The organism is Sporocytophaga myxococcoides, assembly GCF_000775915.1.
GTDB lineage: Bacteria > Bacteroidota > Bacteroidia > Cytophagales > Cytophagaceae > Sporocytophaga > Sporocytophaga myxococcoides_A.
In genome coordinates this window covers 758,517-774,326 of the sequence record NZ_BBLT01000001.1, presented here as the reverse complement: position 1 = coordinate 774,326, position 15,810 = coordinate 758,517, and the positions used below count along the sequence as shown (strand labels likewise).

Sequence of the window (15,810 nt, the reverse complement as noted above, 5' to 3'; positions counted from 1 at the left end):
AGTATAAATAATTATTTTTTCTTAGAAGCTAATAGCTTGTAGTGCTCAATAAGATCTTCAAGCTCCTTAATTCTTTTTTCCTTTTCCTGAATTTCTTTTGAGTGTGACTTTTTCAATTCGATAAGTTCTTCATACGGAATAACCTTCTTTCCGATGTGAAGGTATTCGCTGAAAAAGTTGTGATTTAACAACTTGGAAAGTATCCTCAATTCTTTGATTGAAACGTCTTCAGCATGGAAAAGCCTCCAAACGGTTCTTTTGGTACGACCTAATTTTTCAGCGATATCATCAGCACTTACCTCTTGCTTGTTCGCTATTTCCTTTATGATCTCTCCTATTGCTCTTTGTTTTGTCATTAAGATGTCATTTTTTGTCTCTAAAAGGCTAAAATAATTAAGAAGCTTGATTTAGCTTTTCTTTACAGTTGTTAAGAGCTTCCTCATAGAATTTGTTTAATTTATCTTTAGAGGCAATGATCTCATTTAGATCGTTGATTCTGGTATTTAGTTGATTAATTTTTTCAATCTGCGCTGAACTCTCATTTTGTAAGGATATAATCTCACTTCTTAACTCTTTAATCGGTCCACTTTCGGCTTCAGGGTCATTCTTTATATTTTCAACCGCCAAAGCATCAGAGTAAAATTTGAAAAAATCATAATTCATTGCTTTGCAAATATTGTATAACAGGTCAGAATTAACTGAATTTCGATTGAAGATATTATACATGTTTTGTTTCGTCATCACCACTTTTTGAGCAAGCCATTTACCGCTTTGCCCTCGCTCCTCCAATTTCTCCTTAATTATAACTCCGATTTTTACCATAAAACAAAACTAGGTAAAGAAAATGTTTAAAATTCAATTAGTTAGATCAATTATATTTACCTTTAGGAAAAATATTTTGGAATTCATTTGGAACTTAATTAAAAACAATTTTACCTTTGGGTAAATAAATTTTACCCAAATGATTTCCACAACTTCAAAAAACATAAGAATATTTATTCCTGGAAGATACTCTTCAGCGGTTTCTTCTCTATTGATGTGGAAGTCATTTATAAGAATCGCTGATTAAGTGTGAAGGCATCCGGTTTAATACCGAGATGCCTTTTTTTACTTAAAAAGTGTGCCAAAAAATGTATTACACAATTTTTTATCAAATATGAGATTGCGTAAAGTAAACCGATCTAAGCTTAGATATAGACTGCATGAAATCATGTCTCAGAAACTTACTGGTTCTGAAATTGAACGTGTATTTCTTAGAATCCTAAAGGAATTGAAATGGAGCGAGCGAAAACTTGATAGAGTAATAAACTATGAAAAGTTGGACTGTTCCACATACAAAGACATCTCCGGAATTGACTTAGTGAAAATCGCAATGATTCTGGAAGTTCAGCCCTATGAACTATACAATACTTCTTTCGCAGTAGAAAGCTATAAATACGAAGGAAGCACTGATGAAAGAATGAAGAAACGAGGCATCAAATTTATAAACTATTAGGTACCATGAAAATTTCAGATCTGATAAGAATAAGTGAACGCCCTCTCCGCATCCTGGAAGGTGACTTAAAAATCCTTGGTATGTCCAGTGGCTTTACCGGATCTGAAAAATATATTGAAGCAGTGCGAATCCTCGACTTGCTTACTTACCAGATACTTGAAGGAGATAAAGAGCTGCTTGAATTTGAGGAAAAAAATCCAGACGAGCTAAGAGCACTTTTGATTGACAGGAGGAAGCAGTTTAACAGACTTTTCGAAGGTGAAAATAGCTTTGATCAATTAAAGGTAAAATTCTCACATGAAAGAAAATTTTGTGATGTCGTCGATAAACTGAGAGTTACAATTCAGGGCATACTTAATAGGGATCTGATAATCATTCAGAAGATCATCACAAATAAAGTTAGACGAGCCAGTTAAAACACCCATGAAAACGGAATTGCATACAAAATTTTCTCTTAGAAATCTGAAGCAGTTTGAACAGATTTTTTTTAAAGATGATTTCGGAGATTCAATGATGTTCGAAAGAATTGGAGATTCAAAAATCCGTGTAGTAAGCTTATACTACAACTCAAAAGAAACGATTTTCATGGAGTCATTTTATGAAGAGGGAAACCCACTGCATTCCATCTTGACAATGCATGAAAGCAAGATCAATATTTCATTTGAGAAGATTTCAAAAGAGGAATTCAAGATGATTTTTAACAAAGCTAAAATTAAGTTTTAAAGATATTCGCCCTTGTGGCCTTGTAAGGAAGTGGCATAATAATGCGTCTTTGTTATGTTCCAGGTATGTAACAAAGGAGATGTCGGCCTCCCTTTCCGACCTCCTTACCAAACATTAAAGAAACAATCCCGAAGACGTCGGGATATAAAGGCAGGAAGGTTTTATCCTAGTACAGTGGCATATTACCCGGCAACGTCCCCGCCTTCGTTGCCGGTTTATTTAGAAAGTGTGGCGTAATTGGTAACGCTGATATTCGAGACAGTAAAATCTTTTTGCGATGCTGCAGCTCGTACCGGTTCGAATCCGGTCACTTTCTCGAGGAAGGTAGATTGATGGCAAACAACCTCTAAAATGTATGGCTCATCATGGTAGTTCTCAATTCTCACATAATAGAATTGATGCGGACCTGATAAGGACAGGTGACTTTACCGGAGTTCAGAGAAACCGGTTTATTTATGAAAGTTTGACTTAAACCTACAATTGAATGGAAGTTGAATTTAAAAGAAAGTATTCCCTGGTCGGTGGGAATAAAATCAATAAAAAGAACTGGCATAAAGTATATTCAACAAAATGGAGCCTATTATGAAAGATGGAAATTAGTTTTTGAACCTGGGGAAAAGGAGGATAATGGAGGGTATATCTTCAGGGAAATTAATCATAATGGCGGAATTTGCGGGAGACATAAAACATATAGAAAAGCAATTTTCACAGCAATAGGAAGGGATGTAAGAGTATTCATAGGAGAATAGTAACAGAATTCAAATATTCCAGAAATTTGGAGGTGTGGCGCATGGTTGCCCTTAGATCGTGAAGCACATAATACTTTACCGTTAAAGTCGGGCAGTTGGAATTACGATTCATAAGTTGTGCTAAAGTAGGTTCGATTCCTGCCATCTCCACGAAGCCCGAATAAATCAGCAAATATAGTAACTGGGAAGTTATGCGGGTTGCTGGACTCTCGAAGTGTTTCAGACTCGTGACAGCTCGGAATAGACGAGCATTTGGAGGTGTGGCGAAATTGGTAAACGCAATGCTGACTGGTGTAGATTGATTAACAAATATTGTGTAAGAGCGATAGGAAAACAATACGGAACTCAGCTTAAGCCAAAAAACTACCAGACAATTGGTTGCCGGTTCGAATCCGGCCACCTCCACGAGAAATCCCACCGTTGTCCATGGTGAGTACTTTAAGTACAAGGGTTTGAAATCCCGAATACATGGTGTCGCGCGGAAAGGGTGACATGTACTGTTAGTTGCAGGTTAAACTTACATGTCGGAAAGGACAGTATAGCTGGCTGCTATTTCAATAATATGGGAGACGTTCCATATTACCGGTTCGATTCCGGGCTGTCCTCAATATTTAAAAAGTTATGTCAAAAAGGGACAATATAATTCTTTCTAAGTCACAGGAGATTTGTGACCGGTTTGAATCACTGGATGATCTTAAAGCTTATATTTCAAAGCTGCAGAGGATAATCATTAAAAACAGTCGATCATTCAGAGCAATCTTCCTGATGGATCTTCAATTAGAATGTCAGGATATTTTAATGAATAGATTGAATTCAAAAGGATTTTTTTTGAACCACGAGTGACATTTTTGTCGTTAAAGAGAAATTACATGTCTTCATACAAACGAATTTTCATTCTGCTTTATCGGGCTTTAACATTCTGGTTTAGCATTCCTTACAGGACAAGGAAAACAATTGTTTATCTGGTTAAAAATACAATTTATACTATCCTTTTTATGATAGTTATCAATCTCATTTTTGACTGCTCATTAATACTTAATGTCTTGTACAGCCTGTTAATACTGGTACATGTAAAGGTTTTATGGTTTTTATATAAGTAACTATTATGGATTTACAAATTTTATATATGGGCATAGCTTTGAGCTTTGCAGCAGGAATTTTTATCTCTAAAGTCTGTTTTTCAAATTAATATGGAAGGTGCTTTAATCAATACAGAGCTTGCAAGACAAGTTCTTCCGGAAGGTGTAGATAAATTGGAAGTTGCCACAAATAAAGGCAAGATCATTAGAAAGGAAAACCAATCCAGACAGGAAATTTTAGATCTGATATCTAGTAATCCCTGTTTTTTGACAGGGGATATTGCTTGTTCATTAGGGTTTGGCATTGCTATAATGCTTATTACAAGGGAGCTTTTATATGTCCAGACGGACATGATAAAAGTAAAGGAGCTATCTGATAAAATTCAGAATTCAATAGCAACCTCCGCCAAACCTGGTCTTATTCTTCCACCACACCTTCAGAAAAAATGAGAAGGATATTAATTACAGAGTCGCATCAGCTTGCAGAGTTGAACTTCCATAAATACAATATGAATAAGCCTCGCAAAGAGAGGTTAAAAGATGGAGATTTAAGGCTTATTCAAAAAATGATATCTGTCTATGCTTTAGAGATAAGCAGAATTAATTCAATGCTTCCTCCTGACTATACACCAAATTTCAGCACGAATAATGCTCAGATGGCATCTATGGTGGGAATTTGTAAAGATACAGTCAGGAACAGGAGAAAAAGGCTGGAAAAAGCCGGATTTATAACATCTACAAAAAATCACGGGTGGTTTCACAATTATGACCTATCCTTTTCACCGGAAATTATCTTTACTGGTGAAAAAAAAGATGCCGAAACTTTAAAAGCAGAGCTTAAAAAAATTCGCCACGAATTTAATTTAAAGGAAAAAGAGTCTCGAAACTTTCACACAATGCAGGAAAATTTCAGCCCTTCAGAGACTCAAGAAATTAATAATATACTTAATAGTAATGTGGAGAAGTCTGCGACTTCAGTTAAAAACGAAGCAGAGCTTCGACCGGAGACACATACTGGCAAGGCAAAAAAGACTGGAAAACACATGCCTGTGTACAAAAATCATGATAAAGAGGATCTGGGAAACATTTCCGAGGCGGGGCCCGGGGGCGCAGGCGGGGCGGGCCAAACAGAAGATACATGCCGGGGTGCAAAACCTCCAATTAGCCTAACGGAGAGCGAAGGATATGCCTTCGCACCTCCCGAAAGGCAGCGAGAAAAGGAGATCGAATACTATGTGGATAACCTGTTGAAAATGGCAATTTCGTTTCTATGGAAGGATAAAACATTTGCAGAATCGCAGAAAGATCAAGCAAAGAACATGCTCCGAACCTACTACTACGACAAGCAGCACACATATAATTTACCTGATTTTCACAACTATTGTGTATCAAAACTGCTCAATCATGCCACTGTGATAAAAAATTCAAAAGGTAAATACTATGCCGTGCTTCCGCACCTGTACTTTGATCCGGATTATGCTTATGGATTCAGCGGTTCTGTAGAAAAGTTATTCAAGAAATTTACTGATTTCAAAAAGTTTGGGGGGGAACCAGATAAACTACTGAAACGGCATGTGAGAGCTTTTGAAAATAACCTAAGAAAACCTCAAACTAAGAGAAGGGACCCAATTGAGCTGCAAAGAATAGGTTTAAGGGCTATGCTGAATCTAAAAGATCAACGGTATGCAGACAGGTATCAGAGTATCATTCTTGGATTAACTAAAAAATATATACTATGCCGAAATGGAAATTAAAAATTGACAGCTTCACAAAGGCCATTTTGTATGACAAAAACGGAGGAAAATTTACCCGCTATTCGATGGACTGGGTGCATCAAAACTCAAAGACCAGGTCAAAGGAACTGGGCCTTTCAAGGCTTCGAATATTGATTGCCAAATATGCTGCAAATACTGAAACAGCTATCATTTATGATAACATATCTGGTGAAGAACTTGAAAAGTATAAATCCGGAATTTTGGTACCGAAAAAATCACCTTCATTCCCTGCAAATTTCTAACCTTAAACTATACACTTATGATTAGAGCAATTTATCGAAAAAATGAAAATGAATTATTCAAAATCAGAGCCTTAAAATGTGTGGCCATTACTGAGAATCCTTCCCTTTTCAATGGAACATACATTCAAATTTATGATCTGGATGAATCCAAGTTTGAAAGCCTCAGGAAGCTCAACAGAATACCTAAAAAGGAATTCAATAAAGTATTTAAAAGACTCAGTAAACTGGCTAAAAATCTATGAACGTTATGGAAAATTTTATAGAAGTTGAAATAACATTTCCTCAGATTGTCTTTGAAAAGAAGGTTGTAAAAATCCCTGAAGATCAAAAGAAAAAACTAAATAATGAGGCAGATTTTATTTGGGAAAATTTGACAGAAACTGAACAAGACTGGTCTGGTGGTGAAAGTGCTATAAGATCAGCGGTTGATGTAGATTATTGCAGAGTAAGAATTTTACCTAAAAAATCATAAGCTATGCTTAACGAATATAAGATAAAAATAGTCATGGATTCGGCTCAGATTATTGAAGTAATAAACCGAATCAATATGTACCTGACCTTTGTACAGGAAAAAAATCCTGTTCAGGAATGCGAAGTGTACCGGCATAAAATTTTGTCCAAAATAGGTCAAAAGCTTTCCTCTAAGGTATATTCAGTGGAAGAGAAAAAATTCATTAAATTAAATGTAAATGCAGTTGAGCAAATGGCCTTGGTTGCTTGTTTTATAAGAACCCAAATTTCACCACAGCTGCAGGGAATTTTCATATTACTTGATTCAAAATACCCTGCTAAGGTTATAAGAAACGAGAAGTATTTACATTGATTATTAAACTGATAACAAAAAAAATCATGGCAAAAAATAGGACTATTTGACCACCTTTTTTTTGAAATATCAGTGTCATTTTTTGACACCTAAAAGACAAATATTGTAATGACTGAAATTAAAATCGCTAAAACTAAAAATTACCTCTTCAGTCTGGAAAACCTGATTCTCGCAATTGTGATCCTGTATATGCTAAATAACTTGGATCATTTGACAAAGGTCTATTACGACATAGGAAAAAGGCATCTGGAAGAAATATTTCACATTAAAAACCTTGACTGGTACAAATCGATCCTTGTAATCATAGTACTTGATTTGTCAATTGTGGTCTGGATTCATCTCAAACGGTGGCCTGAAGCGGTCATTTTCCAGGTGCTAATGTTTCTGATCAACCTTTTGTATTACGAATGGCCGGGAGCCTTTTCAGAAGACTTTAATCGAAGAGCAGCTGAACTGATATTTACATTGATGTTCGGCTATGGAGTGAGTTCATTCGCTTTTCTGCATTCGACAAGATTCAAAAGCAAGGATCAGCTGAAGGAAGATGCCGAACTAATGTCACGCTTAAAATCTGATCTGGAAGAAAGTGAAAACATGGTACAAATTCTTTCTTCAGAGAAGTATAAATCTGAATTGTGGGTGAATCAACTTCAATCAGATTTGGAAAATACTCAATCAATGCGGAATCAACTTCAATCAAAATTAAATCAGGCTGAATTTGCTCTCAATGAGCTTGATTCAAAAAATATTCAGGCTGAAAAAAAGTTGAATGAGCTTAATTCAGAGTTGATTCAGGTTAAATCAGACTACATTCAGGTGAGTACAGAGCTTAATTCCATTCAATCAAATAAAATTCAGGATGAATCCAAAGTGAAACACCTGCAATCAGAATTGAATCGTGAAAAATCTCACAGGGAAAAAGCCAATGAAGTTATCAATGAGCTCATTCAGTACAAACAAAAATGGGAAGATGCCTGCAGGTGCAAACACTGTAAAGAAATAAAGGATAGCCCAAATTCAGCACGGGTGCATTCAGGCAGCTGTCCGCATAACCCTAAATCAATAGAGGCTCACATTTAATCCATCCAAAAAAGAAAGTTAACATGAATCTATATTTTATAGATCTGTTTTGTGGTGCCGGTGGTGTCACGACAGGAATATTACGTGCAAAATTTAAAGGAAAAAGCATTGCTAAAGTGATTGCGTGTGTGAATCATGATCCACTGGCTATTAAAAGTCATTCTGCAAATCATAAAGGCATACATCACTTTATAGAGAATATTCGAACTCTTGATCTTTCCGCCCTAGTGGCTTTAGTAGCAACAATCCGGAAAAAAGATCCTAATGCTAAAATTTGCCTATGGGCTTCTGCAGAATGTACGAATTACAGTAAAGCTAAAGGAGGACTTCCCCGTGATGCAGATAGCAGGACCTTACCAAATCATCTTTTCAGGTATATCGAGGCATTGAATCCTGACTACTTTTGGATGGAAAATGTAGAAGAATTCATGGCATGGGGTCCATTGGATGAGAACGGAAAGCCTTTAAGCAGGAAAAATGGACGTGACTATTTGAGATGGGTTGAGATAGTTAAATCCTATGGTTATGAATATGATTACCGCATTCTTAACTGTGCGGATTACGGTGCATATACTTCACGCAAAAGGTATTTTGCACAATTCGCAAAATCAGGTTTGCCAATTTCATGGCCTGCAGCCACCCACAGTAAAAATCCTTCAATTGACCTGTTTTCCAATCTTCAGAAATGGAAACCGGTGAAGGATTGTCTTGATTTCAAGGATGAGGGTAAAAGCATATTCCGGGAAAAGCCATTATCCACCAAAAGCTATGAAAGGATTTATGCAGGATTGATTAAGTATGTTGCAGGTGGATATGAAGATTTTTTAGCTAAGTACTATTCTGGAAAGCCAGAGGGCAAAGTAATTCCAACATCCGGACCTGCCGGCACGATCAAAACTTCAGATGCACATTCTTATGTTAAAATTTCCTTCCTGAAAAAATATCTTGGGAATGATTCAAAATCTGGAATTAATAATGGCAAGTCAGTTGAAGAACCTTGCCCTGTAATTACCTGTCAAAACAGATTAGCGATTGTTCAAACCAAATTTCTTGCAAAATACTATAGTAACGGAGGCGAATTATCCAGTGTAGGACAAGTATGCAGCACATTGACAACTAAAGACAGAATTTCATTAGTTCAGCCAAAATTCTGGCTTGATAAGAACTTTTCAGGTAGGTACAATCATCAGAGTATAGATTCACCTGCAGGTGCAATTCTGACAAATGATAAGCATTGTTTGATGACTTCCCAATACTTTATAAATAAGCATTATTCAGGCATGCACAATCATCAAAATATTAATCAGCCATCCGGCTCAATTCTTACAAAAGATAAATACTCACTTGTTAAATGTATCTCAGGTGAAAAATACCTTTTAAATCCCGCCTGGGGAGGTCATTCAACCGGAATTGAATCTCCGTGCCCTACAATAGTAGCAAGACAGGATAAAGCCCCTCTTTATTATGTCTCTGTAGAAAAAGGAATTATTGCAATTCCTGTATTTGAAACAGATAGTGAAATTGTAAGAAAGATTAAAGAATTCATGGCTTTGTATGGCATTGTCGATATAAAAATGAGAATGCTTAAAGTTCCTGAATTGCTCAAAATACAAGGCTTCCCGCAAGAGTACATATTAAAAGGAAATCAAACTGATCAGAAAAAATTTATTGGTAATTCGGTTCCTCCTCCGATGGTTCAGGCTCTCATTGAAAGAAGCTACTCCGCTATTTCAGAGATGGTTTTAAAAGAAGCAGTTTAACAATTCAAAATAATAAAGACATGAAAACAGAAAAAGAATTATATCTCATAAATATTGAAGAGTCAAGAAATGAGATTGGACGACTTCGGAAGCAAATAAATATTGAGGAAGGTAAGATTAAGGAGTTCAGTAAAAAAATTGAACTGATTGAAGCTGCCGAAAAACAATATGGTATCTGTAAAAAATGTAATGCTACGCCTGCCTCAATAGATTACAACGGCAAAGGTCATTATGTATGTAGAAGCTGCGAAGATTCACTAGATAGGTATTTTGAAGAAGAATATAGATAGTTGAATTGAAGTAAATATTTAATCAATAATAAAACATGGAAATTGAAATGACACATACACCAGGACCTTGGACATTCATAGAGCAACCTGTCAAGTCTCTTGGTTATTATATTCAGTCTAGTAATGCTTTTATTGGGGAAGTTGGTGGAGGTCTTCAAACATCTGAAGAGATTTTGGAAAATGCTATTTTAGTTGCCTCCGCTCCTGATCTATTGGCTGAAAATATAAAGCTTAAGAAAGAAAAAGAGGAGCTCATCCAGTCGCTTCAGGATTTGATTGATATAAGCAAAAGATTTCTTCCTGATAATCCATCCATATTGAGTGTAGCGATTTACAACGCTAAAGATTCATTGAAAAAAGTAAAAGGCAAATAACTATGACTGTGTTTTTTGTTGATAATACCCCGGATGAGCCCTTTCGAATAATTGAAGGTAAAGTCATCAAATCATTTCCTGAATACAGAGGAAGTTATGAGTGTGAAGGAGCTCACAATTGCAGGATAGTACAGATTGTTGAATACATCAATCCAGACGGCGTTTCTAAAAGTCGTAAGAGATTATATGAAACCCTCACATTCAAATCAATACATAATCTTGAAATCTACTATAAGAGTCTACTTGAAGACGCATGTTGTAAGAAAATGTATCCCTATTGGTAAAAAATGGAAAATATATCAATTGAAATTAACGAAGAATCTCTAACCAGATTTCAAAAGAATTTAAAAGTACTGAGGTTCTCTAAAATGCTTACTTCTGCAGAGCTATCTAAAGAGTTAGGAATTAGTAAAAATCGTGCATGGGACTTGGAGACAGGCCGGGTAACACCCGGTATTAAAGACCTTCACAAGATAGCCGAATATTTTAAAATCTTCTTCATTAGAGATCTTCTCACTAAAGAATTTTTAATCAAACTGGAAATTAATTAATGAATACTTTATATAAAGTCAGATATGGTAAACTGGAAAATCTAGTGACCAGACATATTAAAATAGCCGTGCCATATTTTAAACGGTTATTTCAACACTCTCCCATCTTTGATAAGCCTGTAATTAAGCTCTTACAAAGTAATGATGGCGGTAACTCTTGGTTTATTATTTCACATAACGAATAAATCCCTAAACCTATGGAACTCATATTTCTGATTCAAAAAATCGCCTCAATACTACTATTGCTATTATTTGCAGTGATGAAGGATCCTTGTGATGAAGCTAGTGAATCAGTATATGATTTGATGGATGAGCTTGATATTGATTTAGAATCTGATATTGACAAAGAGATTAATTAACACAAAATAAAAATTATATGTACTACATCATTTCATTGAAACACACCCGTAAAACCGACGAATTTATTACCCTGTGGGGACGTGACAATAAAGGATATTTCTGGGTAAAATCAGAAGCAGGGATTTACGAAGTTCCGGAAGAAGGATACCACAATACGGAATCTAGCTTTCCAGTCAAAAAAGAAGAGGCAGATAAGTTATTCATTGAAGTGCCTTACTGCGGAAAAAATATATTGGCAATTCCCAATAATAATGAATCTGTGAAGAAACTAGGATTAAAATGGAAAAGAGGACAATTAGAAAGGCAGATAGATGAAAATATTATTCAAAATAATTGAGGCTTTCCTTATTGCTCCAATCGCTAATGTATCCTCAATGCATAGCAATTCCGATTATGGTATAAATAAGATTTTCATTGAAGCTGCTCGTGATATGGAATTTATTGCAGCTCTCGAAAAGGGTGAAAATAGATTAATACATCCCGATAAAATGTGCAAATCAGAAAGGAAGTTAATCTCTCTGGTTTATTATGGATGGAAGCTCTCTAAAGGCGAATATAAAAGGTCAGATTACTTCAATAACTAACATTAGTCATGGATGAATCAATAAAAACTAAAGGAGAATTTAATCAGGAGTGTAACCGGTCCGCATGTAGTAATAAACATGCGGATTGGTATAATCATTCTACAAAAAAATATTATTGCGTAGACTGTGCGCATTTAATCAATTTGTACAATCATTCAGATGCAATGAAATTGTATGGTCATGAATTATGTACTAAAACAAACAATGCACAATGAAAAACATATACGATGAATCAGGGGCAATTATCTCCACCTGTAAAAATTATAGATACAGGTTGTGGAGGATATGGGATAAGTCAAAACCATTTGTAATGTTCATTATGCACAATCCATCAACCGCTGACGAAAGTGAAGATGACAGGACAATAAAAAGATGTGTTAATTTTGCGAAATCGTGGGGGTATGGAGGGATTTATGTAGGGAATATTTTTGCTTATAGATCAACAAAACCCGAAGTTATTAAACAGGTCATTGATCCTATCGGGCCGGACAATAATAAACATTTGACTGAAATGTTACAGAAATGTCAAATAGTGATAGCTGCCTGGGGAAATCATCCAAAAACAGAAAGTAAACCATTGAAAGGTATTGATATTGGGAAATTTTATTATTTGTCTTTAACAAAAACAGGAAATCCCAGGCATCCACTTTATTTAAAAATGAATTTAAAGCCTCAAAAACTAACAAAAATCTAATCAAATTATAGAAAGCTTATGCTGTATCATATAACAAATTGGAGTCCTGAACCTAAGATGAACGGAGCTGCTTTTAGCATTGAGTTATTCCCGGACTGGAAAGATGCAATCTCAAAATCTGGTATTACACAGGAAAATATTGATAATGCATTTGAAAAGTTAGGCCCAAAGTTATTGGAAGATCATGGATTTAAACATAGTATGGATAGATTAAAAGTTTATTGGGGGGAATGGGGCCCGGAGCATATATATGTTCCGGGTAATGCCTGTGGTTTGGATATTACAAAAAGTTCTCCATTCGGTCCAAGAGGAGGAGCATTACTTTCACCTCATAACGTTGATTCTTTGCGTCAAGCGTCATTAATTCTTTCTATCTTTTTATGGATTGCTAATTGCTTAGTTGTAGAAATTAAACTAAAAAAGTCAGAATAAATCTGACTTTCTTATGGTTACTTTTTTTGTCTATGACAAATTTGAGATATCAAAAGTATTAATATTTATTGAAATTACAGTATCTTTGAATTACTCGAAACGGCTATTAGATAGCAAAACTATGCTGCCAAGGTTTTTCTGTGAAACCTTGGCTTTTTAGTACATTATCATTTCTTCATAATTTTTCAATGCTTTCCTTTTTTACTGCAATTGCGTATTTATTAAACATTTAATGCTGAATACCTTTGTAAGATTTAACATAAATAATGCAATAAAATTTCTATTCAAGTCCTTTTAAATGGAAGTTTTCCCCGATCAAAAAGGTAACTTTTAAATCCAGAAGTTACGAAATATTACAATAAATTATTAGAAAAATAACATTTTTAAAATTTTATTTACATCTCACTCATATATTTTTATCTAAATTTTGAATCAATTAATCTATTAAACTAAATCAGTAATCCTGAATTTTAAGCGTGGTAACATCTATTTTGAAAAATTCAGTACATGGGTTTTTCATGTAATATCCAACATCTAAATTACCTTTTCGTTCTTGATGTAATTATTGTAAAATTCTTTTTAAAAATTTTTAATTAAACAATGAATCAGAATTGCAGAGGGACAAATTGCTGTCAGTCGGATTTAGAATGTCCAGTGAAGCGGTTACTTAATTTTTCAGATGCTCAGGATCTCAGACAAACTTTTAACAGAATGTGTATGGAGTTATCTACAAACACAGAATTTTATTCAAGTGTCAGCAAGGAAAGAAAAGAAGATATTATGTTTATTTGGGCCTTTTTTGAACAGTTGGCCGATCCTAATACTCAGCCTTTAGAATAGTTTCCATAAAAAGGGGATTTCCCCTTTTTTTATTCCCTCTATATCTCAGTAAATTATATTTTTTTGCCATGAAATTCTAAAATAAACTTCTGAACATCAAAATATAAGAGCATACTTTTTTCGTTATATAATGTCATAACTATGACACTTTTTGACACTAAAAATACTTGCTTTTCTTATATCAAAGGAAAACTTTTTGAACTCCTGGCTGAAGAGCTTCAAAAGTCTTCAAAATTGGAATTGAATTACCGCCATTCGAAGCAGACAAAGAGTTTATATCTTTCTCTGATGTTCAAGAAAGAGTACTTTAAAAAATGTGATCCTCTCGTCGGGCAAAAATTCCCCTATGTGATCAGAGTTTCTGATCATGGTATCAATATTCACTTTTCAGAAAGAATGGCCGATGCAGAAATAATTGTAAGGCAAGTATTAAGCAAAGATTTGAATGAGCAGCTGAATATTCTAAAATCTGAAATTAAAAATATCAACCTATCCATTTTTTCCACTACTGACATTAATAAAATTTCGAATCTTAAGACTTTAAGAGTTCAGAAAATTTTAGAATGCGAATCCATTCTCGCTGCATCACAATATACATTCAAGGCAGACTTTGATTCTATTTGTTCAGATATAAAAAAAATACTTAAAGCACATGAGTAAAGCTATTGATAAGATCACAAAAGGTACTCACGTAAAAAGATTTCTTGAAGATCGGTTTAAGACAAAAATTGAGGTCCGCAGCGAACAGACCGTTGGTAAAGGAACTATGGTAATTGTAAAGCCGGGCTTTAGTGGAGGATTTGAAGATTCTTTTCTGACAATTGTAAAAAACGTATGCCCGGAATTTGAAAAAACTATCAAGAAAGAATCGATTAGATTAAACCTTCCTGCTTGGAGGTATGCATTGCAGGCCGTATTTGATAATAACATAGCAACTATTTTCACCGGTATGAAAGAGGATAAAAAAAGCGAAGATAAAAAAACGCCTGAAATTGAACCTGTGCCCGCTCCTCCCGAAAAAAAAGAGAATAAGGATACTATAGAACTTTCACGAAGGGTGCAAAATCAAATGGTATCAGTTCTTGAAATGGAAATGGATATGAAGTGGATGAAGTAAACTAAAATGAAATGTCATATACTTATTGATCATCCCCTTTGTAATTTTTGTCTCGAAAAACTTTCAGAAAAGGACTTAAAGTTAATGTCGGAGGAGGATGATAAATATATATGTGAAAAGTGCCGAAATGTTCAAGCTTACAATGATATCTGGGGTGAATTCATGGATCACTAATAAATTAAATTGTTGAATTTATGTATAAGGTAAAAACATTATCAAAAAAGAAAATTGAATCACTGCCGGTAAAGCTCCGTGAAGCAATTGAAAAATTCAAAGAGGATACTGAAAATTTCAGTGAGCATTTATATAGTAAGTTCGAAGATATTGATAGTAAGTATTATGAGTTCGCATTGAAGTATAGAGAATTAAAAATTACCGAGGTTCAAAGTAAAAGAAATGATATTCGGAAAGCAGCTCAGGAAAAGGAAAAAGAAAGGCTTAAAGCTGAAGAAAAAGCAAAAAGGAGATTAACCCCGGAAAAGGCTGCTTCCTGCAAAATAGTAATTGAAGATATCAGAAATGTCCTTGGAAACTATCAGCCTGTTAAAAAAGGCTCTGTAGGTAAAAAGAAGGTAACGGATATACTGGTTGATAAATTTACAGAGGATATCATAAAGGTTGTTAAGAGGGAAGCGGTACCGGAAAAGGTAAATAAAATCAAGGTAGATAAATTTGATGAAGCCACTTCCCTATTTACTAATGCGTTTAAAAAACTACGTCTCGCATTTTCGGGAATTTCAAATGATGATGACAAGTTGATCAATCAATTTGAAAATCAGATGAACCAAATATCTGAAAAAATTAAAGGCTTACACCATAATCAATAATATGTCAGAAGAAAC

The 15,810-nt window shown here is 34.8% G+C and carries 27 protein-coding genes and 1 tRNA gene; 26 read left to right on the top strand and 2 right to left on the bottom strand.

Features of this window, described 5'->3' with window-relative positions; translation table 11 throughout:
- Positions 1-11 precede the first annotated feature (11 nt).
- Positions 12-356 (bottom strand): HTH domain-containing protein, encoded by a 345-nt coding sequence (locus tag MYP_RS03310; protein ID WP_045458377.1) that lies wholly within the window; start codon positions 354-356, stop codon positions 12-14.
- A 37-nt stretch (positions 357-393) separates the two neighbouring features.
- Complete coding sequence (locus MYP_RS03305; RefSeq protein ID WP_045458372.1) at positions 394-822, bottom strand: hypothetical protein; 429 nt, start codon at positions 820-822, stop codon at positions 394-396.
- Between the two features lie 334 nt (positions 823-1,156).
- Here MYP_RS03305 and MYP_RS03300 point away from each other — a divergent pair, with 334 nt between their 5' ends.
- From MYP_RS03300 to MYP_RS03175, 26 genes are all read left to right on the top strand, one after another.
- Positions 1,157-1,495: a hypothetical protein gene (locus MYP_RS03300; RefSeq protein WP_045458369.1), complete on the top strand. Its 339-nt coding sequence runs from the start codon at positions 1,157-1,159 to the stop codon at positions 1,493-1,495.
- Positions 1,496-1,500: 5 nt separating this feature from the next.
- The gene (locus MYP_RS03295) at positions 1,501-1,911 is read left to right on the top strand and encodes a hypothetical protein (protein ID WP_045458367.1); all 411 of its coding nucleotides are present in this window, start codon (positions 1,501-1,503) and stop codon (positions 1,909-1,911) included.
- Between the two features lie 7 nt (positions 1,912-1,918).
- Positions 1,919-2,218 carry a hypothetical protein gene (locus tag MYP_RS03290; RefSeq protein ID WP_045458364.1) on the top strand — a complete coding sequence of 100 codons (300 nt, stop codon included), beginning with the start codon at positions 1,919-1,921 and terminating at the stop codon, positions 2,216-2,218.
- Between the two features lie 222 nt (positions 2,219-2,440).
- Positions 2,441-2,534, top strand: a tRNA-OTHER gene (locus MYP_RS25980).
- 175 nt (positions 2,535-2,709) lie between these two features.
- Positions 2,710-2,967 carry a hypothetical protein gene (locus MYP_RS03285; RefSeq protein ID WP_045458361.1) on the top strand — a complete coding sequence of 86 codons (258 nt, stop codon included), beginning with the start codon at positions 2,710-2,712 and terminating at the stop codon, positions 2,965-2,967.
- A 1,190-nt stretch (positions 2,968-4,157) separates the two neighbouring features.
- The gene (locus MYP_RS03275; protein WP_045458354.1) at positions 4,158-4,496 is read left to right on the top strand and encodes a hypothetical protein; all 339 of its coding nucleotides are present in this window, start codon (positions 4,158-4,160) and stop codon (positions 4,494-4,496) included.
- Positions 4,493-5,800 carry a hypothetical protein gene (locus MYP_RS03270; protein WP_045458353.1) on the top strand — a complete coding sequence of 436 codons (1,308 nt, stop codon included), beginning with the start codon at positions 4,493-4,495 and terminating at the stop codon, positions 5,798-5,800. Before MYP_RS03275 ends, MYP_RS03270 begins: the two co-directional genes overlap by 4 nt.
- Positions 5,782-6,063 (top strand): hypothetical protein, encoded by a 282-nt coding sequence (locus tag MYP_RS03265; protein ID WP_045458351.1) that lies wholly within the window; start codon positions 5,782-5,784, stop codon positions 6,061-6,063. Before MYP_RS03270 ends, MYP_RS03265 begins: the two co-directional genes overlap by 19 nt.
- Before the next feature lie 17 nt (positions 6,064-6,080).
- A complete protein-coding gene (locus MYP_RS03260; RefSeq protein WP_045458350.1) occupies positions 6,081-6,305 on the top strand; it encodes a hypothetical protein in 225 nt (74 codons plus the stop codon).
- A gap of 5 nt (positions 6,306-6,310) precedes the next feature.
- The gene (locus MYP_RS03255) at positions 6,311-6,535 is read left to right on the top strand and encodes a hypothetical protein (RefSeq protein ID WP_156140281.1); all 225 of its coding nucleotides are present in this window, start codon (positions 6,311-6,313) and stop codon (positions 6,533-6,535) included.
- Between the two features lie 3 nt (positions 6,536-6,538).
- On the top strand, positions 6,539-6,886 hold the full coding sequence (locus MYP_RS03250; protein WP_045458347.1) for a hypothetical protein: 348 nt from the start codon (positions 6,539-6,541) through the stop codon (positions 6,884-6,886).
- Between the two features lie 108 nt (positions 6,887-6,994).
- Positions 6,995-7,966: a hypothetical protein gene (locus tag MYP_RS03245; protein ID WP_045458346.1), complete on the top strand. Its 972-nt coding sequence runs from the start codon at positions 6,995-6,997 to the stop codon at positions 7,964-7,966.
- Between the two features lie 23 nt (positions 7,967-7,989).
- Positions 7,990-9,726: a DNA cytosine methyltransferase gene (locus tag MYP_RS03240; protein WP_045458345.1), complete on the top strand. Its 1,737-nt coding sequence runs from the start codon at positions 7,990-7,992 to the stop codon at positions 9,724-9,726.
- 20 nt (positions 9,727-9,746) lie between these two features.
- Complete coding sequence (locus MYP_RS03235) at positions 9,747-10,016, top strand: hypothetical protein (protein ID WP_045458344.1); 270 nt, start codon at positions 9,747-9,749, stop codon at positions 10,014-10,016.
- A 35-nt stretch (positions 10,017-10,051) separates the two neighbouring features.
- On the top strand, positions 10,052-10,390 hold the full coding sequence (locus tag MYP_RS03230; RefSeq protein ID WP_045458343.1) for a hypothetical protein: 339 nt from the start codon (positions 10,052-10,054) through the stop codon (positions 10,388-10,390).
- 2 nt (positions 10,391-10,392) lie between these two features.
- A complete protein-coding gene (locus MYP_RS03225) occupies positions 10,393-10,674 on the top strand; it encodes a hypothetical protein (protein WP_045458341.1) in 282 nt (93 codons plus the stop codon).
- Between the two features lie 3 nt (positions 10,675-10,677).
- A complete protein-coding gene (locus MYP_RS03220; RefSeq protein ID WP_045458340.1) occupies positions 10,678-10,941 on the top strand; it encodes a helix-turn-helix transcriptional regulator in 264 nt (87 codons plus the stop codon).
- Positions 10,942-11,138: 197 nt separating this feature from the next.
- Complete coding sequence (locus MYP_RS25975; protein WP_156140279.1) at positions 11,139-11,300, top strand: hypothetical protein; 162 nt, start codon at positions 11,139-11,141, stop codon at positions 11,298-11,300.
- A 17-nt stretch (positions 11,301-11,317) separates the two neighbouring features.
- Positions 11,318-11,638, top strand: coding sequence for a hypothetical protein (locus MYP_RS03210; protein ID WP_045458338.1), 321 nt, complete (start codon positions 11,318-11,320; stop codon positions 11,636-11,638).
- Complete coding sequence (locus MYP_RS03205) at positions 11,613-11,885, top strand: hypothetical protein (protein ID WP_045458337.1); 273 nt, start codon at positions 11,613-11,615, stop codon at positions 11,883-11,885. Before MYP_RS03210 ends, MYP_RS03205 begins: the two co-directional genes overlap by 26 nt.
- A gap of 211 nt (positions 11,886-12,096) precedes the next feature.
- The gene (locus MYP_RS03200) at positions 12,097-12,579 is read left to right on the top strand and encodes a DUF1643 domain-containing protein (protein ID WP_045458334.1); all 483 of its coding nucleotides are present in this window, start codon (positions 12,097-12,099) and stop codon (positions 12,577-12,579) included.
- Positions 12,580-12,597: 18 nt separating this feature from the next.
- The gene (locus MYP_RS03195; RefSeq protein ID WP_045458332.1) at positions 12,598-13,011 is read left to right on the top strand and encodes a hypothetical protein; all 414 of its coding nucleotides are present in this window, start codon (positions 12,598-12,600) and stop codon (positions 13,009-13,011) included.
- Between the two features lie 600 nt (positions 13,012-13,611).
- Positions 13,612-13,851 (top strand): hypothetical protein, encoded by a 240-nt coding sequence (locus tag MYP_RS03190; protein ID WP_045458330.1) that lies wholly within the window; start codon positions 13,612-13,614, stop codon positions 13,849-13,851.
- Positions 13,852-13,992: 141 nt separating this feature from the next.
- Positions 13,993-14,511, top strand: coding sequence for a hypothetical protein (locus MYP_RS03185; protein WP_045458327.1), 519 nt, complete (start codon positions 13,993-13,995; stop codon positions 14,509-14,511).
- Positions 14,504-14,968 carry a hypothetical protein gene (locus MYP_RS03180; protein WP_045458325.1) on the top strand — a complete coding sequence of 155 codons (465 nt, stop codon included), beginning with the start codon at positions 14,504-14,506 and terminating at the stop codon, positions 14,966-14,968. The genes MYP_RS03185 and MYP_RS03180 overlap by 8 nt, the downstream gene beginning before the upstream one ends.
- 194 nt (positions 14,969-15,162) lie before the next feature.
- A complete protein-coding gene (locus MYP_RS03175; RefSeq protein WP_045458322.1) occupies positions 15,163-15,795 on the top strand; it encodes a hypothetical protein in 633 nt (210 codons plus the stop codon).
- Positions 15,796-15,810 lie beyond the last annotated feature (15 nt).